Origin of the sequence: Streptomyces sp. NPDC048507 (genome assembly GCF_043199995.1) — a bacterium.
Classification (GTDB): Bacteria; Actinomycetota; Actinomycetes; order Streptomycetales; family Streptomycetaceae; genus Streptomyces.
On record NZ_JBICWZ010000003.1, the window covers coordinates 416749 to 436197 of the forward strand.

At 73.7% G+C, this 19449-nt stretch carries 16 protein-coding genes; 10 read left to right on the forward strand and 6 right to left on the reverse strand.

Annotation, left to right across the window (positions count from 1 at the left end):
• The first annotated feature begins 31 nt into the window (after positions 1-31).
• On the forward strand, positions 32-586 hold the full coding sequence (locus ACGFXC_RS10955) for an EF-hand domain-containing protein (RefSeq protein WP_393711633.1): 555 nt from the start codon (positions 32-34) through the stop codon (positions 584-586).
• Between the two features lie 10 nt (positions 587-596).
• On the opposite strand, the gene ACGFXC_RS10960 is transcribed toward ACGFXC_RS10955, so the two are convergent.
• Positions 597-4436 (reverse strand): ABC transporter ATP-binding protein, encoded by a 3840-nt coding sequence (locus ACGFXC_RS10960; protein WP_393711635.1) that lies wholly within the window; start codon positions 4434-4436, stop codon positions 597-599.
• Positions 4437-4506: 70 nt separating this feature from the next.
• Positions 4507-5274, reverse strand: coding sequence for a GntR family transcriptional regulator (locus ACGFXC_RS10965; protein ID WP_393711637.1), 768 nt, complete (start codon positions 5272-5274; stop codon positions 4507-4509).
• Between the two features lie 154 nt (positions 5275-5428).
• Here ACGFXC_RS10965 and ACGFXC_RS10970 point away from each other — a divergent pair, with 154 nt between their 5' ends.
• Together ACGFXC_RS10970 and ACGFXC_RS10975 are read left to right on the forward strand one after the other, a co-directional pair.
• Positions 5429-5857 (forward strand): ATP-binding protein, encoded by a 429-nt coding sequence (locus tag ACGFXC_RS10970; protein ID WP_393711639.1) that lies wholly within the window; start codon positions 5429-5431, stop codon positions 5855-5857.
• Positions 5851-6123, forward strand: a complete 273-nt coding sequence (locus ACGFXC_RS10975) for a helix-turn-helix domain-containing protein (protein ID WP_393711641.1) — start codon at positions 5851-5853, stop codon at positions 6121-6123. The genes ACGFXC_RS10970 and ACGFXC_RS10975 overlap by 7 nt, the downstream gene beginning before the upstream one ends.
• Here ACGFXC_RS10975 and ACGFXC_RS10980 read toward each other — a convergent pair.
• Both ACGFXC_RS10980 and speB read right to left on the reverse strand, forming a co-directional pair.
• Entirely contained in the window at positions 6095-7762 is a 1668-nt protein-coding gene (locus ACGFXC_RS10980) for a thiamine pyrophosphate-binding protein (RefSeq protein ID WP_393711643.1), read from the reverse strand. The genes ACGFXC_RS10975 and ACGFXC_RS10980 overlap by 29 nt on opposite strands.
• A 5-nt stretch (positions 7763-7767) precedes the next feature.
• Positions 7768-8736 carry an agmatinase gene (gene speB / locus ACGFXC_RS10985; RefSeq protein ID WP_351823484.1) on the reverse strand — a complete coding sequence of 323 codons (969 nt, stop codon included), beginning with the start codon at positions 8734-8736 and terminating at the stop codon, positions 7768-7770.
• Between the two features lie 116 nt (positions 8737-8852).
• Here speB and ACGFXC_RS10990 point away from each other — a divergent pair, with 116 nt between their 5' ends.
• From ACGFXC_RS10990 to ACGFXC_RS11015, 6 genes are all read left to right on the forward strand, one after another.
• Entirely contained in the window at positions 8853-10271 is a 1419-nt protein-coding gene (locus ACGFXC_RS10990) for a helix-turn-helix domain-containing protein (protein ID WP_393711645.1), read from the forward strand.
• Positions 10272-10310: 39 nt separating this feature from the next.
• Positions 10311-11354 carry an FUSC family protein gene (locus ACGFXC_RS10995; RefSeq protein ID WP_393711647.1) on the forward strand — a complete coding sequence of 348 codons (1044 nt, stop codon included), beginning with the start codon at positions 10311-10313 and terminating at the stop codon, positions 11352-11354.
• Between the two features lie 147 nt (positions 11355-11501).
• The gene (locus ACGFXC_RS11000; protein ID WP_393711649.1) at positions 11502-13010 is read left to right on the forward strand and encodes a cytochrome ubiquinol oxidase subunit I; all 1509 of its coding nucleotides are present in this window, start codon (positions 11502-11504) and stop codon (positions 13008-13010) included.
• A 165-nt stretch (positions 13011-13175) separates the two neighbouring features.
• Positions 13176-14333 carry an acyl-CoA dehydrogenase family protein gene (locus ACGFXC_RS11005; RefSeq protein ID WP_351823494.1) on the forward strand — a complete coding sequence of 386 codons (1158 nt, stop codon included), beginning with the start codon at positions 13176-13178 and terminating at the stop codon, positions 14331-14333.
• A 29-nt stretch (positions 14334-14362) separates the two neighbouring features.
• Positions 14363-15238, forward strand: a complete 876-nt coding sequence (locus ACGFXC_RS11010; protein ID WP_393711651.1) for an acyl-CoA thioesterase — start codon at positions 14363-14365, stop codon at positions 15236-15238.
• A gap of 73 nt (positions 15239-15311) precedes the next feature.
• Entirely contained in the window at positions 15312-16238 is a 927-nt protein-coding gene (locus ACGFXC_RS11015) for a cation diffusion facilitator family transporter (protein WP_393711653.1), read from the forward strand.
• Positions 16239-16261: 23 nt separating this feature from the next.
• On the opposite strand, the gene ACGFXC_RS11020 is transcribed toward ACGFXC_RS11015, so the two are convergent.
• Positions 16262-17065: a phosphatase gene (locus ACGFXC_RS11020; RefSeq protein WP_393711655.1), complete on the reverse strand. Its 804-nt coding sequence runs from the start codon at positions 17063-17065 to the stop codon at positions 16262-16264.
• A gap of 56 nt (positions 17066-17121) precedes the next feature.
• A complete protein-coding gene (locus ACGFXC_RS11025) occupies positions 17122-17700 on the reverse strand; it encodes a TetR/AcrR family transcriptional regulator (RefSeq protein ID WP_393711657.1) in 579 nt (192 codons plus the stop codon).
• Positions 17701-17800: 100 nt separating this feature from the next.
• On the opposite strand from ACGFXC_RS11025, the gene ACGFXC_RS11030 reads away from it, so the two are divergent.
• Positions 17801-19432 (forward strand): carboxyl transferase domain-containing protein, encoded by a 1632-nt coding sequence (locus ACGFXC_RS11030; protein WP_393711659.1) that lies wholly within the window; start codon positions 17801-17803, stop codon positions 19430-19432.
• The last annotated feature ends 17 nt before the right edge of the window (positions 19433-19449 follow it).

The following is a 19449-nucleotide window of genomic DNA, read 5'->3' on the forward strand; positions in this document are numbered from 1 at the left end:
GTCGCCGCGCGAGCCGTGAAGGACACACGACATGACGAACGACCTGCTCGACCGCAAGCTGGAGCGCGCGTTCGCGCACCTGGACGCGGACTCCAACGGCGTGATCGACGAGCAGGACATGATCGCGCTCGGGTCGCGCCTGCTGAGCGCGCTCGCCGAGCCCGCCGCCTCCCCCAAGGCCGCCGACGTCTTCCGCGGCCTCACCGACTTCTGGGTGGACCTCTTCTCCGAGCTGGGCGTCGGCGCGGACCAGAAGCTCACGCCCGAGCAGTACCGGGACGGCATGACCCGGCTCTACAAGGACGGCGGCCCCGCCTACGACAAGTCCTTCCGGCCGATGATGAAGGCCATCCTGACGGTCGTCGACACCAACGGGGACGGGCACATCAGCCCCGAGGAGTTCCACAAGGCCCAGCTGGCGTTCGACACGAAGCTGGCGCCCGCAGACGCGGACACCCTCTTCACGAAGATCGACAAGAACCACGACGGCTACCTGTCGGTGGACGAACTCCTCGACGCCGTACGCGAGTACTACACCGGGGACGACGAGGACGCCCCCGGCAACCTGCTCTTCGGCGAGCTCTGAGCACGGGCCCTCACGCGGCCGCGGCGGGCTCGTCCTCCCCGGCGAAGGTCCGCCACAGCTCGGCGTAGCGGCCGCCGCGGGCCAGCAGTTCGAGGTGGCTGCCGTCCTCCACGACCCGGCCCCGGTCCATGACCACCACCCGGTCGGCCCGGGCGGCGGTGGTCAGCCGGTGGGCGACGACCAGGGTGGTGCGCTTGCCCGCGATCCGGTCGGTGGCCCGGTTGACCTGGGCCTCGGTGGCCAGGTCCAGGGCCGCGGTGGCCTCGTCGAGGAGCAGGACGTCCGGGTCGACGAGCTCGGCGCGGGCCAGCGCGATCAGCTGGCGCTGCCCGGCCGAGAGGTTGCGTCCGCGCTCGGCGACGGCGTGCAGGTAGCCGCCGTCGAGGGTGGCGATCATGTCGTGGGCGCCGACGGCCCGGGCGGCGGCCTCCACCTCGGCATCGCTCGCGCCGGTCCGCCCGTAGGCGATGGCGTCACGGACCGTCCCCGGGAAGAGGTAGGGCTCCTGCGGGACGACGCCGAGCCGGTGGCGGTACGCCGTCAGGTCGAGCTCCCGCAGGTCGGCGCCGTCGGCGGTGACCCGGCCCGAGGTCGGGTCGTAGAACCGGGCGACCATCTTGACCAGTGTGGACTTGCCGGCGCCCGTCTCGCCCACGAAGGCGACGGTCTGCCCGGCGGGTATGCGCAGGCTGATCCCCGCCAGCGCCTCGGCCTTCTCGCCGCGTTCCGCGGCCGTGCCGTACTGGAAGCGCACGTCCTCGAAGGCGATCTCCCCGCGCAGCCCCGCCACCTCGGCGGGATCGGCGGGGCGCGGGGTCGTGGTCGGTTCGCGCAGCAGGTCCTGGATCCGGCCGAGGGAGACGGTGGCCTGCTGGTAGCCGTCGAACACCTGGGAGAGCTGCTGGACCGGGGCGAAGAAGAGGTCGATGTACAGCAGGTACGCGACCAGCGCGCCGGTGGTGAGGGTGGCCGCCTCCACCCGGCCCGCGCCGACGATCAGCACGGCGGCGGCCGCGCCGGAGGACAGCAGCTGCACGAAGGGGAAGTAGACGGATATCAGCCACTGCCCGCGCACCCGGGCCTGCCGGTAGGAGTCGCTGCGCTCCGCGAAGCGGGTGGCGCCGAGGCTCTCGCGGCGGAAGGCCTGCACCAGGCGCAGCCCGGCGACGGACTCCTGGAGGTCGGCGTTGACGAGGCTGACCCGGTCGCGGGCGAGTTCGTACGCGGCGACCGACTTGCGGCGGAAGACGATCGTGCCGAGCACCAGTACCGGCAGGGTGGCGAAGACGATCAGCGCGAGTTCGACGTCGAGGACGAGCAGGGCGATGAGGATGCCGAAGAAGGTGAGCACGGAGACGACGGCGGTGACGAGGCCGGTCTGCAGGAAGCTCGACAGGGAGTCCACGTCGGTGGTCATCCGGGTCATGATCTTGCCGGTGAGCTCGCGCTCGTAGTAGTCCAGGCCGAGGCGCTGGAGCTGGGCGAAGATCTTGACGCGCAGGGAGTACAGGACGCGTTCGCCGGTGCGGCCGGTCATCCGGGTCTCGGCGAACTGCGCGGCCCACTGGCCGATCACCAGCAGCAGGGCCAGCGCGGAGGCCGCCCAGACGGCGCCGAGGGCGGCCTGCTGGACGCCCTGGTCGATGCCGTGCCGGATCAGGACCGGCAGCAGCAGGCCGGAGCCCGCGTCGAGGGTGACCAGGGCCAGGCTGACGGCGAGCGGCGCCCAGAACCCGGCGAGCAGGCGGCGCAGGCCGTAGCTCTCCTCGGCGGAGGCGGCCCGGGCCTCGTCCACGGCGGGATCGTCATCGGCCGGGGGCAGGGCCGCCACCTGCGCGAGCAGTTCGGGGGTGGCGGGCATGCCGGGCGCGACGGGGGCGGCGGAGCGGCCGCTCTCCTCGCGGCGCCACAGCTCCGGGGTGATCCCGTCCGCGACCCGGCGCTTGGCGTTCACCGGCTCGGAGTCGATCTCCGCCTCCAGCTCCAGGTCCCGCTCGATGTCCCGCTCGAACTCGGCCATGGCCGGTGCGCCGGGGATGCGCGGGGAGCCGGCGCCGAGGGCGTCGGGGTCGGTCAGCAGCCTGCGGTAGAGGGCCGAGCGGTGTTCCAGCTCCTCGTGGGTGCCGATGTCGGCGAGCCGCCCCTGGTCGAGTACGGCGATCCGGTCGGCCAGCGCGAGGGTGGAGCGGCGGTGGGCGATCAGGAGGGTGGTGCGGCCCGCCATGACGGCCCGCAGCGCCTCGTGGATCTCGTGCTCGACGCGGGCGTCGACGGCCGAGGTGGCGTCGTCCAGCAGCAGCAGCCGGGGGTCGGTGAGGATGGCCCGGGCGAGCGCGATGCGCTGGCGCTGGCCGCCGGAGAGGGTCAGTCCCTGTTCGCCGACCTTCGTGTCGTACCCGGCGGGGAGGGCCTCGACGAAGCCTTCGGCCTGGGCGGCGCGGGCGGCGGCCCGTATCTCCTCGTCGGCGGCGTCGGGGCGGCCGTAGGCGATGTTGGCGCGGATGGTGTCGGAGAAGAGGAAGGAGTCCTCCGGGACCAGGCCGATGGCGGCGCGCAGGGAGTCGTAGGTCAGCTCGCGGACGTCGTGGCCGCCGACGCGGACGGTGCCCCGGTCGGCGTCGTAGAAGCGGGGCAGGAGCAGGGCCACGGTGGACTTGCCGCTGCCGGAGGCGCCGACGACGGCGACGGTCTCGCCCTCGGCGACGGTGAGGGAGAACCCGTCGAGGACGGGCCGTTCGGGGTCGTAGCCGAAGCGGACGTCGTCGAACTCGACGGTAGCGGGGGCGTCGGCCGGCAGCTCGCGGGTGCCCTCGGTGATCACCGGCTCGGTGTCGATGAGCTCGAAGACGCGCTCGGCGCCGGCCCGGGCCTGCTGGGCGACGGTGAGGACCATCGCGAGCATGCGGACGGGCCCGACGAGCTGGGCGAGGTAGGTGGAGAAGGCGACGAAGGTGCCGAGGGTGACCTGGCCGCGGGTGGCCATCCAGCCGCCGAGGGCCAGCATCGCGACCTGCCCGAGGGCGGGGACGGCCTGGAGGGCCGGGGTGTAGCGGGAGTTCAGCCGGATGGCGCGCATGCGCCCGCCGAACAGCTTGCGGCCGGCCTCGCGGAGCTTGCCGGTCTCCTGCTCCTCCTGCCCGAACCCCTTGACGACGCGGACGCCCGTCACGGCCCCGTCGACGACGGTGGCGACGGCGGCCGCCTGCGCCTGGGCGTACCAGGTGGCGGGGAAGAGCTTCTTGCGGCTGCGCTTGGCGATGAACCAGAGCGCGGGGGCCATCAGCAGCGCGACCAGGGTCAGCAGCGGGGACAGCCACAGCATGACGCCGAGGGATATCCCGAAGAGGAGGAAGTTCCCGATGGTCATGGGGAGCATGAACAGCAGGCCCTGGATCAGCTGGAGGTCGCTGGTGGCCCGGCCGACGACCTGTCCGGTGGACAGTTCGTCCTGCCGCCGCCCGTCGAGGCGGGCGATGGTGTCGTACATGTCGGTGCGCAGGTCGTGCTGGACGTCGAGGGCGAGGCGGCCGCCGTAGTAGCGGCGTACGTAGGTGAGGACGTACACGACGGCCGCGGCGCCTATGAACAGGCCCGCCCAGGGGGCCATGTCCTTGGTCTTGTTCCCGACGACGTCGTCGATGATCACCCGGGTAACGAGCGGTACGAGGGCCATGACGGCCATGCCGCCCAGCGAGGATCCGAGCGCGAGCAGCACGTTGACCTTGTACCGCCAGGTGTAGGCGGTCAGCCGCCTGGCCCAGCCCTGTTGTCCGCCGGCCGCCGTCACGTCGTACCTCCCCGTTGGTCCTGTCCTGCCGCCACCCCCAACGCTCCGACCGGCGGATTTCATCCCGCCGCAACAATCGCACGCCCGTACGCCCCCGGCCCGCCCACCGCACCCGCCCGGAGGACGCGGGGGGCTACGGGGCGTCGAACTCGTACTCCAGCACGTAGGCGGAGGAGTCCAGCACCATCTCGTTCACCTCGACGGCGCGGCCGTCCGCCGTGAGGGCGGTCCGGCAGATGAGCACCACCGGGGTCCCGGCCGCCAGGCCGAGGGCCACGGCCTCCTCGGCGCCGGGCATCCGCGAGCGGATCTCCTCGCGGAAGCGGGTGGGCTCGTGGCCGATCTCGGCGAGCCGGGCGTAGATCCCGCCGGGGCCGGTGTCCGGCTCGGTGATCGGGGTGCCGGCCACGAGGGCGGCGTCCAGGTAGGAGGTGGCCAGCATGACCGCCCTGCCCTCGAACAGGAACCTGCGGCGGCGTACGCACGCCGGGGCGCCGGCGGCCAGACCCAGTGCGGCGGCGACCGCGGCCGGAGCGGGCTCCCGGGTGACGCCGAGCACCTCGACCTGTGGATCGCGGCCCTTGCCGTCCGCCGCCCAGATCGACCCTCCCGCGCCCCAGACCTCGACGGCCAGCCGCTGGATCCCGCGCCGCCGGATGCCGACCCGGAACTCGCGCACGAACACCCCCGCTCCCTTGCGCGCCTCGGCCAGGCCTTCGGCCTGCAGCACGCCGAAGGCCTGCCGCGCCGTCATCCGCGCGACGCCGTACGCCGCCATCAGGTCGCTCTCGCCGGGCAACCGGTCACCGGGCCCGTACTCACCGGACGCGATGGCGTCCTTCAGGGCGGCAGCGATGCGCAGGTACTTGGGCTGCCGCCCCGTGGCGTCGTGCTTGGCCATTCAGGTCCTCCCGATCATCTGCCGACAGCGTAGGCGCGCCGGGCGGTGGCAGACGGCGGCTGGCCCGTGTCCCGCGAACGTATCTAGACATGTCTTGACGGGCACCCCTGGGAGCCGCTTCACTTTCCCTCAGGTATCTAGATAGGTGAGGTCCATGACAGTGCCTTCTGCCAACGAGACGTCCTGGCTCGTGCCCCAGGGCCCCCGCGCCCCCGGACGGGCCCGCGCACTGCTGCGCACGCGGCTCGCTGAATGGAAAACCGCCGAGGAGACGGCGGACACGGCCGAGCTGCTGCTCTCCGAGCTGGTCACGAACGCCGTCCGGCATTCCGGGGCGCCGCCGGGGCGGGACATCGGCGTGCGGGTCGCCCGGTACGACGGCGTGCTCCGGGTGGAGGTGGCCGACGCGGGCGCCCTCGTGGACCTGGCCCCGCAGAACGCCTCCGCTTGGGACGAGCGGGGCCGGGGGCTCGCCATCGTCGCCGCCCTCGCGGACCGCTGGGGGCAGTGCCCCCGCCGGCACGGCATCGGCAAGGCCGTCTGGGCCGAGATCCGGTCGGGCTCGGACGGGGCTCCGTGCTGAGGGCGCTCGAAGAGGTGCGGCTCGCCTTCGCGGTCGGGCAGGCCCTCTACGACCGGCGCGTCGAGCTCGGGATCTCACAGGAGGAGCTGGCGCGGCGGGCCGGGCTGACGGGGTGGGAGGTGTCCCGGCTGGAGCTGGGCGCCGGCCTGCCGGGCCTGCCGCTGCTGGCCCGGCTGGCCAGGGCCCTGGAGGCCGGAGTGGACCTGAGCATCGTCCCCGGGGGCTGCGCCGTCGTCCTCAGAGGTGGGTCGGGGCGAACATCTTGAGGGTGGCCGGGAGGACGACCAGGGAGGGGCCCGGGGTCTTGAGGGCCTGGGTGAGGTCCGCGCGGAGGGTCTCGGGGGTGGTGAGCGTCGCCGGGACGCCGAAGGAGGCGGCCAGGGCGGCGAAGTCGGGGCGGGTGAGGTCGGTGCCGGTGGCGCAGCCGTACTCGCGCAGGATGCCGTAGCCGCCGTCGTCGACGATCAGCCAGGTCACGTCCAGGTCGTGCTGGCGGGCCGTGGCCAGGTCGGCGATCGAGTACATGGCGCCGCCGTCGCCCGAGACCGCGAGGACGGGGGTGTCCGGCTCCGCGACGGCCGCGCCGAGGGCCGCCGGGAAGGCGTAGCCGAGGCCGCCCGCGCCCTGGGCGGAGTGCATCGTGTTCGGGTGCTTCGGGTCGAACGCCGACCAGGCCCAGTAGCCCAGGACCGTCATGTCCCAGAAGGACGGGGAGCGCGGCGGCAGGGCCGCGCGGATCGCGGTCAGGAGGTTCTGCTCCAGGGTGACGTCCTGGGTGGCGAGGCGGGCCCCGACGGCGGCGAGGAGGGACGCGACCCGCTGCGGGGCGTCCGGGTCGGGGCGTTCGGCGACCGTCTCCAGCAGGGCCTGGAGGGCGAGGCGGGCATCGGCGTGGATGCCCAGGGCGGGGTGGTTGGACTCCAGCTTGCCGAGGTCCGCCTCGATCTGGACGACCCGGCCCGTGGGGAAGAACGTGTGGTAGTTCGAGGACAGCTCGCCGAGGCCGGAGCCGACGACCAGGACGACGTCCGCGTCCTCCAGGAAGTCGGTCGTGTGCCGGTCCTCCAGCCAGGACCGCAAGGAGAGCGGGTGGTTCCAGGGGAAGGCCCCCTTGCCGCCGAAGGTGGTGACGACGGGCGCGTTCAGGCGCTCCGCGAGCTGCTTGAGCTTGCCGGCGGCGTCCGCGCGGATCACGCCGCCGCCCGCGATGATCACCGGGCGGGAGGCGTGGGAGAGCCAGTGCGCCGCGAGGGCCGTCAGCTCGGGGCGCGGCGCCAGTTCGTGCGGGGTCGCGTCCATGCCGGTGACCTGCGGGATCAGGGTTTCCGCGCGGAGCACGTCCTCGGGGATCTCGACCCAGACCGGGCCGAAGGGGACCGTGAGGGCCGATTCCCAGGCCTCGGCGATGACCGAGGGGATCTGGGAGGGGGTGCGGGCCTGGTGGACGGACTTGACCACGTCCCGGAAGGAGGCGGCCTGGTCGCGCAGCTCGTGCAGGTGGCCGCGGCGGCCCCCGCCCAGGCCCGGGGACGGGACCTGGGAGGAGATCGCCAGTACCGGCGCGGATGCGGCGGCCGCCTCCGCGAGGGCGGGCAGGGACATCAGCGCGCCCGGGCCGGTGGACAGCAGCAGCGGGACGGCCTCGCCGGTGAGCCGGCCGTAGCCGTCGGCGGCGAAGCCCGCGTTGTTCTCCGTACGCAGGCCCACGAGGCGCAGGTCGGAGCGGCCGACGGCATCGAAGAGGGCCAGTGCGTGCTGGCCGGGGAGCCCGAAGACGGTGGTGGCGCCGAGCCCGCGCAGCGTTTCCACGACCAGGTCCCCGCCCGTGCGGCCCGGTGGCGGCGCGAGTGCGGCCGCCGTCTGGGCCTCGGTGGGACGGAGTACCAGGTCGTGGTCGTGCGTCACGGTGCTTAGTTGCCCTTCGCCCTCGCCGCAGAGATCTGACGGCTCATGATCGTGGTGAGCTCGTACGCGGTGTGCGAGGCCGCGACCGAGGTGATCTCCGCGTGATCGTACGCCGGGGCGACCTCGACGACGTCGGCGGAAACGAGGTTGCAGGAGGACAGGCCGCGGATGATCTCCAGCAGTTCGCGGGAGGTCATGCCGCCGGCCTCGGGGGTGCCGGTGCCGGGTGCGTGGGCCGGGTCGAGCACGTCGATGTCGATGGAGATGTAGAGCGGGCGGTCGCCGATGCGCTGGCGGAGCTGGTCGGCGACCTCGTCGGCGCCGCGGCGGTAGACGTCGGCCGAGGTGACGATGCCGAAGCCCATCTTGGCGTCGTCGTCCAGGTCCTGCTTGCCGTACAGCGGGCCGCGGGTGCCGACGTGGGACAGCGCCTCGGTGTCGAGGATGCCCTCCTCGACGGCGCGGCGGAACGGCGTGCCGTGGGTGTACTCGGCGCCGAAGTAGGTGTCCCAGGTGTCCAGGTGGGCGTCGAAGTGGAGCAGGGCGACCGGGCCGTGCTTCTTGGCGACCGAGCGGAGCAGGGGCAGGGCGATGGTGTGGTCGCCGCCGAGGGTCATCAGGCGGGAGCCGTTGCCGATCAGCTCGTCGGCGGCGGCCTCGATCGTCTCGACGGCCTCGTTGATGTTGAAGGGGTTCGCGGCGATGTCACCGGCGTCGGCGACCTGCGCGAGGGCGAAGGGCGAGGCGTCCTGGGCCGGGTTGTACGGGCGCAGCAGGCGGGAGGCTTCGCGGATGGCGTTGCCGCCGAAGCGGGCACCGGGGCGGTAGGAGACGCCGGAGTCGAAGGGCACGCCGACGACGGCGACGTCGGCGGAGCCGACCTCGTCGAGGCGGGGCAGCCGGGCGAAGGTCGCCGGGCCCGCGTAGCGCGGGATGCGGGAGGAGTCGACGGGGCCGCGCGGCTGCGTGCTCATGGGGGGTGCCCTTCTGGTGGTCCTGCGGGTGCGGTGCTTCGAGCGTAAGCGGGCACGGCCGGGGCGCGAAGTGTACGTTTCATCCACTGTCCGGCCCTGATGTGTACGGAGTATCCATGGAAGCCCCGCTCACCCCGCCGGTCCCGCTGGCCGCACTGACCGCCGACCGGGAGCTGGGGCTCCGGCTGCTCGCGGGGGCGGGAGGGGCCGACGTGTACGGGGTGCACGCCTCGGAGATGGCCGACCCGTCGCCGTACCTGCTGGGCGGGGAGCTGCTGCTGACGGCCGGGGCGGGGCTCGCGGATCCGGCGGAGTACGTGGAGCGGCTGGTCCGGGCGGGCGCGGGCGCGGTCGGCTTCGGCGTCACCCCGGTGCACGAGACGGTGCCGCCCGCTCTCGTGACGGCCTGCGGGCGCTACGGGCTGGCGCTGGTGGAGGTTCCGCCGGAGACCCCGTTCACGGCGGTCGGCCGGGCGGTCTGGCGGCTGATGGCCGAGGCCCGGACCCGGGAGCTGCGCCGGGTGACCGAGGCGCAGCAGTCCCTGGCGGCGGCGGCCGCCCGGCCCAACCCGGTCCCGGCGGTCCTGGCCCGCCTGGCCGCGGCCCTGGGCGGCTGGGCGGGCCTGCTGCCCCCGGGCCGGGCGGAGTCGGCGGCGGCCGAGGCGGAGGCCGGGGCGGAGGCCGGGGCGGAGGCCGGGGCGGAGCCTTCGCAGGAGGCCGCGGCGGCGCTCGGGGCGCTGGCCGGGCGGGTGGCCCCCGGCGGCGCGGCGACGGCCACCGACCTGCTGGACGGCACCCACCTGGCGGCGTACGCCGTGGGCGGCGGCCGGGCGCTCCTCCTCGCCACCCCGGCCCGGGCCCCCGGGGACCACACCATCGCCTCCGTCGCCGCCGTGCTGCTGACCCTGCTCACGGGGAGCCGTCCGGCGGGGGACGGGGCCGGCGCCCTGACCCGGCTGCTGCTCGACGGCGATCCGGCCGGGGCGCTGGCCCCCGGGCCCTGGTACGCCGTGCACGCCCGGGGCGGCGGGGATCCGCGGGCGCTGGCCGACGCGCTGGGCACCGTCCTGCTGGACCCGCGCGGGGACGGCGTACGCCTGCTGACCGACCGGGAGCCCGCCCCGCAGCCCGGCTGGCGGCTCGGGGTGAGCGCCCCGGCCGCGCCCGCCGGGCTGGGCACCGCCGGGGCGCAGGCGCGCCGGGCCCTGGAGCGCGCGGAGGCGGCCCGGACGCCGCTGGTGCGGCACAGCGAATCCGGGCTCGCGGGTCTGGTCGGCGAGGCGGAGGCGCGGGCGCACGCCGAGGCCCTGCTCGGCCCGCTCTCCCCCGCCCTGCGGGACACGCTGCGGGGCTGGCTCGCGCACCACGGCAGTTGGGACCGCACCGCCGCCGCCCTCGGCGTGCACCGCAACACGGTCCGCCAGCGCCTCGCCCGCGCCGCCGCCCTGCTGGACGCGGACCTGGACGACCCCGACACCCGGATGGAGCTGTGGTTCGCGCTGCGCCGGGAGCCCGGCCCGGGCGGGCACGGCTGACGCCGGTCCGCCGCCCCGGCGGACCCTACGATGTCCGGCATGCTCGACATGTCCGGCAGGACCGCACGGGCGTTCCGCCACCGCTCGGGCGGGCGGCTCGCGCCGGCCGCCCGGCTGGTGGTGTGCGCCGCCGTCCCCTGGTACCTGTGCCTGTGGTGGTTCGGTACGAGCACGGCTCCCGTGGCCGCCGCCCTGCCGGCCGTCCTGATCCTGCGCGACGACGTGTTCGCGGCGCCGCGGCTCGCCCTCCAGCGCCTGCTGGGCGTGATCGCCGGGGTGGTGCTGGGCGTGACCGTCCTGCACGGGATGCCGGCGGCCCCGGCGTCGTTCCTCGTCGTCCTGGTCTGCGGCTGTGCCGGGATGTACCTCCTGCACCACGGGGGCACCCCCAACCAGCAGGTACTGATCACCGCCGTGATGATCTACTCGACGCCCACGCCCGGGTACCCGCTGGCCCGCCTGGTGGAGAGCGCCGTCGGCATCGCCGTCGTGACGCTCCTCGGTCCGTTGCTGTGGCCCCCGAACCCGTACCGCGAGGCGGCGGTCGGCCTGGAGGCGTACCGCGCCGGGCTGCGGGCGCGGCTGGCGGGGATCGCGGCGGGGGCGGCGCGCGGGCGGCCGGCTCCGGCGCAGCCGGATCCGTTCGCGCTGTGGCACCGGCCGCACGAACTGCTCGTCACCCTGGAGCGCCGCACGGGCCGTACGGTGCTGCTGCCGCCGCGGCGGCCCCCGGCCGCCGACACCCTCGGGCCCCGCCTGCGGCTGGCCGCGCGCACCGCCCCGGCCCTGCTGCTGCTCGCGCGGGAGCTGGAGGTACGGGAGTCGGCGCCGCGGAGCCCCGCCGGCCCTCCCCCGCCCCTGCCGGACGCGGCGGTGCTCGCCCTTGCCCCGGTGGTGGAGGCGACCGCCCGGGCCCTGGACGCGGCGCTGGGCGGGGAGGACTGCGCGGCGGACCTGCGCGTGGCCCGGGACCTCGCCGCCGAGCACCGGGCCGCCCGCCCCGGCCGCCGCGACGACGTCCTGCGGGCGGGCCTGGACCTCACCCACGAGTCCCTGACCGACCACCTCGCACCCCCGGCCTGACTCCCCTCGCACCCCCGCCCCGACTCCCCGGGCGCCCGCGCGTCGGCCGTCCGGCGTAACCCCGGGGCCGTCCGGCCGTCGTTGCCGGGCCGGGGGCGCGGACGGGCGCGAGAGTGAGGGTCCGCGCAGTGGTGAGGAAGGACCCGGATGGAGCTGGCTGTTGCCTTCGACACGATGGCCCGGTGGCAGTTCGGCATCACCACCGTCTACCACTTCCTGTTCGTGCCCCTGACGATCTCCCTCGCGACGCTCGTCGCGATCCTGCAGACCGCCTGGGTGCGCACGGAGAAGGAGAAGTACCTCAGGGCGACGAAGTTCTGGGGCAACCTCTTCCTGATCAACGTCGCGATGGGCGTGGTCACGGGCATCGTCCAGGAGTTCCAGTTCGGCATGAACTGGTCCGACTACTCGCGCTTCGTCGGCGACGTCTTCGGGGCCCCGCTCGCCTTCGAGGCCCTGATCGCCTTCTTCTTCGAATCCACCTTCATCGGCCTGTGGATCTTCGGCTGGGACCGGCTCCCCCGGAAGGTCCACCTGGCCTGCATGTGGATGGTCGCGGCGGGCACCGCGCTGTCCGCGTACTTCATCCTCGCGGCGAACTCCTGGATGCAGCACCCCGTCGGCTACCGCCTGAACGAGCAGCGCGGTCGGGCGGAACTGACCGACTACTGGCACGTCCTGACCCAGAACACGACGCTGGTCGTCGTCTACCACACGCTCACGGCCGCCTTCCTGACCGGCGGCGCCTTCATGGCCGGCATCGCCGCCGTGCACCTGCGGCGCGGACGGCACGTGCCGGTGATGCGCGCCTCGATGCGCCTGGGCATGGTGACGATGCTGGTGGCCGGGGTGCTCGTCGCCTTCAGCGGGGACAGCCTCGGCAAGGTGATGGTCCAGCAGCAGCCGATGAAGATGGCCGCCGCCGAGGCCCTGTGGGACGGCCAGACCTCCGCGCCGTTCTCCGTCTTCGCCATCGGCGACGTCTCCGAGGGCCACAACAAGGTGGAGTGGTCGATCCCCGGACTGCTGTCCTTCCTGGCGGAGGGCAACTTCACCGCGTACGTGGCGGGCATCAACGACACGCAGACGGCCGAGGCGGCGAAGTACGGTCCCGGCGACTACCGGCCCGACATCCCCGTCGCCTTCTGGGGCTTCCGCTTCATGATGGGCTTCGGCATGACCTCCCTGGCCATCGGCGCGGCCGGGCTCTGGCTGACCCGCCGGAGGTTCTGGCTCCACCCGGATCTGCGGACGGGCGAGGACGAGGTCCCGCACCTGGCGCTGACCCGCCGCACGACCCTGGGCTCCCGGCTGACGACCTGGTACTGGCGGGCCGCCGTCTGGACGCTCGCCTTCCCGCTGATCGGCAATTCCTGGGGCTGGATCTTCACCGAGACCGGGCGCCAGCCCTGGCTGGTGTACGGGGTCCTGCGCACCGCGGACGGAGTGTCCCCCGGCGTCTCCCAGGGCGAGGTGCTCACCTCGATGATCGGCTTCACCCTGCTCTACGCCCTCCTCGCGGTGATCGAGGTCAAGCTCCTCGTGAAGTACGTCAAGGCCGGCCCGCCGGAACCCACCGACGCCGACCGCAACCCGCCCACGAAGGTCGGCGGGGACGACGGGGACTCCGGCCGGCCGATGGCCTTCGCGTACTGACGGCGGCGAGCGTGCCGCGCCTCACTCTGGACACGGGGAACAACCCGCCGGTAACTTAATCTGAGCAAGCGCTTAGGCGTTCGCGACGACACCGAGAAACCACGACGGCGCGCAGCCACTTCCGCGACAGCGGCGGCGGCCCGGCCGCGCAGAGGGAGGCCGGCCGTGCGCCGTACCGTTTTCGACGAGGACCACGAGGCGTTCCGCGAGACCATCCGCGCCTTCATCGAGGCCGAGGTCGTCCCCGTCTACGACGAGTGGTTCGCGGCGGGCCAGGCTCCGCGCGACTTCTACTACAAGCTCGGCGAGCTGGGCGTCTTCGGGATCAACGTCCCCGAGGAGTTCGGCGGCGCGGGCCTGGACACCCACAAGTTCGAGGCCGTCCTCTACGAGGAGACCTCCCGCGCCGGCGTGAACTTCGGCGGCTCCGGCGTCCACGTACTGCTCGCCCTGCCGTACATCAAGATGCTCGCCACCGACGAGCAGAAGAAGCGCTACCTGCCGAAGTTCGTCTCCGGCGAGGAGATGTGGGCCCTCGCGATGACCGAGCCGGGCACCGGCTCCGACGTCGCGGGCATGAAGACCACCGCCAAGCTCTCCGAGGACGGCACGCACTACGTCCTCAACGGCTCCAAGACCTTCATCACCGGTGGCGTCCACGCCGACCGCGTGATCGTCTGCGCCCGCACCTCGGCCCCGGGCGAGCAGGACCGCCGCTTCGGCATCTCCCTGTTCGCCGTGGACACCAAGTCCGAGGGCTACTCGATCGGCCGCAAGCTCGACAAGCTGGGCCTGCGCACCTCCGACACCGCCGAGCTGGCGTTCGTCGACGTGAAGGTGCCGGTCGAGGACCTGATGGGCGAGGAGAACAAGGGCTTCTACTACCTCGGCGCGAACCTGCCCTCCGAGCGCTGGGGCATCGCCTTCGGCGCGTACGCGCAGGCCAAGGCCGCCGTCCGGTTCGCCCAGCAGTACGTGACCGACCGCACGGTCTTCGGCAAGCCGGTCGCGCACTTCCAGAACACCAAGTTCGAGCTGGCCTCCTGCCAGGCCGAGGTGGACGCCGCCGAGGCCGTCGCCGACCGCGCCCTGGAGGCCCTGGACGCGGGCGAGCTGACCGCCGCCGAGGCCGCCTCCGCGAAGCTCTTCTGCACCGAGGTCGCGCACCGCGTCATCGACAAGTGCCTCCAGCTGCACGGCGGCTACGGCTACATGAACGAGTACCCGATCGCCCGGCTGTACGCCGACAACCGCGTGAACCGCATCTACGGCGGCACCAGCGAGGTCATGAAGTCCATCATCGCGAAGTCCATGGGCCTGTAAGTCCCTGCGGGGCACTTACCGACACCTCCATGAACGAGGCACTGACGACGCTCCTCGACCTGCTCGACCTGGAGCAGATCGAGGAGGACATCTTCCGCGGTACCAGCCGTTCGGCGCTGGTACCGCGGGTCTTCGGCGGCCAGGTCGCGGCCCAGGCGCTGGTCGCGGCCGGCCGGACCGTGCCCGGGGACCGTACGGCGCACTCGCTGCACTCGTACTTCCTGCGCGCCGGGGACCCCGGCGCGCCCATCGTCTACTCCGTGGACCGGATCCGCGACGGACGCTCCTTCACCACCCGCCGGGTCGTCGCCGTCCAGCACGGACAGCCGATCTTCCACCTCTCGGCGTCGTTCCAGACGTACGAGGAGGGCCTGGACCACCAGAGCGCCATGCCCGACGCGCCGGACCCCGAGACCCTGCCGACGGCCGCCGAGTCCCTGCCCGCGTACCGGGAGACCTTCCGGGACCCCGGCACGGTGGAACGGCTGATCGACGCGCGGGCCGCCGTGGACCTGCGCTACGCCACGACCCCGCCGTGGGGCAGCGTCGGCGAACCGGTCGAGCCGCGCTCCCAGGTGTGGTTCCGCACCGCGGGCAAGCTGGAGGGCGACGACCCGCTGCTGCACACCTGCCTGGCCACCTACGTCTCGGACATGACCCTGCTGGACTCGGTGCTGCTCGCGCACGGCCGGGGCGGCTGGGCCGTCGGCGACGTGGTCGGCGCCTCGCTGGACCACGCCATGTGGTTCCACCGGCCCTTCCGCGCCGACGAATGGCTCCTGTACGACCAGGAGTCCCCCTCGGCCGCCGCCGGCCGGGGCCTGGGCCAGGCCCGCATCTGGACCCAGGACGGCCGCCTCGCGGTCACGGTCATCCAGGAGGGCGTCGTCCGCGTCCCGCGCTAGGGCGTCTCTTCCGGCCCGGGACGGCGGGTGTCGCTGCCTGACCGGGCCCCGTACCGGGACGTACCGTCGCGGCATGTCCGGAGAATCCGAGAGCGTCGCCACCGTCGTCGTCGCCACCGTCACCAATCTGGGGATCGCGGCGGCCAAGGCGGTCGGCGGCGTGGTCAGCGGGTCCAGCGCGATGCTGTCGGAGGCCGCCCACTCGGTGGCCGACACGGTGACCGAGGTGCTGCTGCTGGCCGCGCTCAAGCGCAGCGCCCGGCCGGCCGACGAGGCGCATCCCCTGGGGTACGGGCCCGAGCGGTACATCTGGGCGCTGCTCGCCTCCGTCGCGACGTTCGTCGGGGGCGCGGTCTTCGCCGTGTACGACGGCATCCACACCCTGGTGCACGGGGAGGACCCGGGCGACCCGGCGCTCTCGTACGTCATCCTCGGCGTGGCGTTCCTGCTGGAGGGCTACTCGCTGCTCGTGGCCTGGCGGCAGGTGCGGGCCGAGGCGCTGCGGATGCGGGCGCCGCTGGGGCTGTACGTGAAGCACACCCCGGACACGGCGGTGAAGGCCGTCCTGCTGGAGAACGTCGCCGCGCTGATCGGCCTCGCGCTGGCCGCGGGCGGTCTGCTGGGGGCGCAGCTGACCGGCTCGGGGGTCTACGACGGGGTGGCGTCGCTGCTGATCGGGCTGCTGCTGGTGGCGGTGGCGTGGGAGCTCGGGCGCTCGAACGCCCAGTACCTGATCGGCCGGCCCCTGCCCGCCCGGGTGCGGGCGCAGGTCCGGGAGGAGCTGCTGTCGGTGCCGCACATCGAGGGGGTGCTGGAGCTGACCACCCTCGTCCAGGGCCCGGACGAGGTGCTGATCGCGGCCAAGATCGACTTCCACGACCTGGCGTCGGCCCGCCAGGTGGAAGGCGCCTGCGAGGACGCGGAGGCCCAGCTGCGCGAGCGCTTCCCGGCGATCCGCCGCGTCTACCTGGACCCCACCCCGGGCCCGCCCGCCCCCTGAGGGGCCGGGCCGGGCCCCGGCGGTCAGCCGGCCAGGCCGGCCGTGTCGAGCAGGTAGGCGACCATCGGGTCGTAGAAGCGGGGGTCGCGGACGTGGTCGTCCAGGGGAACCGCCACCTGGAGGGTGCCCTCCGCCTCGGCGAGGAAGAGCGCCGGGTCGTTGCAGTCCGCGTACCCGACGGCGTCGAGTCCGCGCTGGGCCGCGCAGCCCGCCCAGCCGTGGTCGGCGACGACCAGGTCCGGCTGCGGCCGGCCCTGCGCCGCGAGGCCGTCCAGGATCGCGGCCATCGGGGCCGGGGAGTGGGTGTGCCACAGGGTCGCCCCGCGCTCCTGGACCGCGATGTCGGCGAACTGCCACACCGAGCCCTCGTCGGCGGTGAGCCCGGCGGGGATCCGGACGATCTCGCAGCCCGCCGCGCGCAGGGCGTCGGCCGTGGCGCGGTGGACGTCCAGGAGGCCGCCCGGGTGCCCGGTGGCCAGCAGCACGCTCTGCCGGTCCGCGGCGGCCTTGCGCAGCCTGGCCGCCAGCCGGTCCAGGGCGGCGACGGTCAGCTCGGGGTCGATGGTGTCCTGGCCCTGGCGGTGCCCGGGGTCGTCCACGACCCCGCAGCGCTCCGCCATGACGGCGAGCACGTCCTGCTCGTCCGTCCAGCGCTCGCCGAGCTCCAGGCCCAGCCAGTAGTGGCGGTCGCCGTTGGCGAGGCGGCGGTAGTGGCTCAGGTTGTTCTCGCGCGGGGTGGCCACCTCCCCCGCGATCCGCGTACGGACCAGGTGTTCGACGAGTTCGGCGCGGCTGGGTACGGGCGTCTCTATCGGCATGCGGCCCATTCTGCCGCCGCCCGGCCGGAGCCGTGCGTTCCGTCCCCGGCCCCACAGGCGCGGCCTCACCCCGACAGCGCCCCGAAGGCGCCGTTGGCGAGCCGCCGCAGCAGGGCCTCGGTCGCGTCCCGGCCGAGTACGGCCAGGTGGGGGGTGGAGTTCAGCAGGCCGAAGACCGCGTGCACGCAGACCCGTACCTCGGTCTCGCCGACCGCGGGGTGCAGTTCCCGTACGACGGCCACCCACAGCTCCACGTACTGCCGCTGGAGCTGGCGCACGAGCTTGCGGTCGGCCTCGCGCAGCCGGTCCAGTTCGCGGTCGTGGAGGGTGATCAGCGCCCGGTCGTCGAGCGCGAAGTCGATGTGGCCCTCGACCAGCGAGGCCAGCACCTCGTGCGGGTCGCCGCCGCCCTCCTCGACCCGCCTGCGGCCGCCCGTCAGCAGCCGCTCGCTGATCCCGACCAGCAGCTCGGCGAGCATGGCGTCCTTGCCGGCGAAATGCCGGTACAGGCCGGGGCCGCTGATGCCGACCGCGGCCCCTATCTCGTCCACGCCCACCCCGTGGAAGCCGCGCTCCGCGAAGAGCCGAGCGGCCTGGCTGAGGATCTGCTCGCGACGGGTGGGGGCGGCGGCTCTGGTGCTCATGGGAATCCATTCTAGACAGGGCCGTTAGCGCTCGTTAACCTGAGCGCATACGCGTTAACGGTCATTAACAAAGCGTGCACCGAGCAAGGGAGCTCGACCGATGCAGCAGGCACCAGTGCTGACGAGCGCCGCGGACCCGGCGTCCGAGGCCTGGCGGACCAATGAGGCCGCCCACCGCGAGCTCGCCGAGGGCCTGCGCGCCCGGCTGGGCGCGGCCCGCCTCGGCGGCGGCGAGAAGGCCCGCGCCCGCCACACCGCGCGCGGGAAGCTGCTTCCCCGCGACCGCGTGGACACCCTCCTCGACCCGGGATCCCCCTTCCTGGAGCTGGCCCCGCTGGCCGCCGAGGGCATGTACGGGGGCGCGGCGCCGGCCGCCGGGGTGATCGCGGGCATCGGGCGGGTCAGCGGCCGCGAGTGCGTGATCGTCGCGAACGACGCCACCGTCAAGGGCGGCACGTACTACCCGATGACCGTCAAGAAGCACCTGCGGGCCCAGGAGGTGGCACTGGAGAACCGCCTCCCCTGCCTCTACCTGGTCGACTCGGGCGGCGCCTTCCTCCCCATGCAGGACGAGGTCTTCCCCGACCGGGAGCACTTCGGCCGCATCTTCTACAACCAGGCCCGCATGTCCGGCGCCGGCATCCCGCAGATCGCCGCCGTCCTCGGCTCCTGCACGGCGGGCGGCGCGTACGTCCCGGCCATGAGCGACGAGGCCGTCATCGTGCGCGGCCAGGGCACCATCTTCCTGGGCGGCCCGCCGCTGGTGAAGGCCGCCACCGGCGAGGTGGTCACGGCCGAGGAACTGGGCGGCGGCGAGGTCCACTCCCGTACCTCCGGGGTCACCGACCACCTCGCGGAGGACGACGCGCACGCGCTGCGGATCGTACGGAACATCGTGGCGACCCTGCCGGAGCGCGGGCCCCTGCCCTGGTCCGTCGAGGCGCCCGAGGAGCCCAAGGTGGACCCGGACGGGCTGTACGGCGCGGTCCCGGTCGACTCCCGGACCCCCTACGACGCCCGCGAGGTCATCGCCCGGATCGTGGACGGCTCCCGCTTCCAGGAGTTCAAGGCCGAGTTCGGCCAGACCCTGGTCACCGGCTTCGCCCGGATCCACGGCCACCCGGTCGGCATCATCGCCAACAACGGCATCCTCTTCTCCGAATCCGCGCAGAAGGGCGCCCACTTCATCGAGCTGTGCGACCAGCGCGGCATCCCGCTCCTCTTCCTCCAGAACATCTCCGGCTTCATGGTCGGCCGGGACTACGAGGCGGGCGGCATCGCCAAGCACGGCGCCAAGATGGTCACCGCCGTGGCCTGCACCCGGGTCCCCAAGCTCACGGTGGTCGTCGGCGGCAGCTACGGGGCGGGCAACTACTCCATGTGCGGGCGGGCGTACTCGCCGCGCTTCCTGTGGATGTGGCCCAACGCCAAGATCTCCGTCATGGGCGGCGAACAGGCCGCCTCGGTACTGGCCACCGTCAAGCGCGACCAGATCGAGGGCGCGGGCCAGGACTGGCCCGCCGAGGACGAGGAGGCCTTCAAGGCCCCGGTCCGCGCCCAGTACGAGGAGCAGGGCAACGCGTACTACGCCACCGCCCGGCTGTGGGACGACGGGGTCATCGACCCGATGGAGACCCGGCAGGTGCTGGGCCTGGCCCTGACGGCGTGCGCGAACGCCCCCCTGGACCAGAAGGATCGAGCACAGCCGGGCTTCGGCATCTTCCGTATGTGACGTGTGACGTGAGGACC

Coding starts and splice junctions, on each gene's coding strand:
- ACGFXC_RS10995 (WP_393711647.1), top strand. CDS start 10,311: ATGCTCGACATGTCCGGCAGGACCGCACGGGCGTTCCGCCACCGCTCG.
- ACGFXC_RS11000 (WP_393711649.1), top strand. CDS start 11,502: ATGGAGCTGGCTGTTGCCTTCGACACGATGGCCCGGTGGCAGTTCGGC.
- ACGFXC_RS11025 (WP_393711657.1), bottom strand. CDS start 17,700: ATGAGCACCAGAGCCGCCGCCCCCACCCGTCGCGAGCAGATCCTCAGC.
- ACGFXC_RS10970 (WP_393711639.1), top strand. CDS start 5,429: ATGACAGTGCCTTCTGCCAACGAGACGTCCTGGCTCGTGCCCCAGGGC.
- speB (WP_351823484.1), bottom strand. CDS start 8,736: ATGAGCACGCAGCCGCGCGGCCCCGTCGACTCCTCCCGCATCCCGCGC.
- ACGFXC_RS10965 (WP_393711637.1), bottom strand. CDS start 5,274: ATGGCCAAGCACGACGCCACGGGGCGGCAGCCCAAGTACCTGCGCATC.
- ACGFXC_RS11010 (WP_393711651.1), top strand. CDS start 14,363: ATGAACGAGGCACTGACGACGCTCCTCGACCTGCTCGACCTGGAGCAG.
- ACGFXC_RS11015 (WP_393711653.1), top strand. CDS start 15,312: ATGTCCGGAGAATCCGAGAGCGTCGCCACCGTCGTCGTCGCCACCGTC.
- ACGFXC_RS11030 (WP_393711659.1), top strand. CDS start 17,801: ATGCAGCAGGCACCAGTGCTGACGAGCGCCGCGGACCCGGCGTCCGAG.
- ACGFXC_RS11020 (WP_393711655.1), bottom strand. CDS start 17,065: ATGGGCCGCATGCCGATAGAGACGCCCGTACCCAGCCGCGCCGAACTC.
- ACGFXC_RS10955 (WP_393711633.1), top strand. CDS start 32: ATGACGAACGACCTGCTCGACCGCAAGCTGGAGCGCGCGTTCGCGCAC.
- ACGFXC_RS10960 (WP_393711635.1), bottom strand. CDS start 4,436: ATGAAATCCGCCGGTCGGAGCGTTGGGGGTGGCGGCAGGACAGGACCA.
- ACGFXC_RS10990 (WP_393711645.1), top strand. CDS start 8,853: ATGGAAGCCCCGCTCACCCCGCCGGTCCCGCTGGCCGCACTGACCGCC.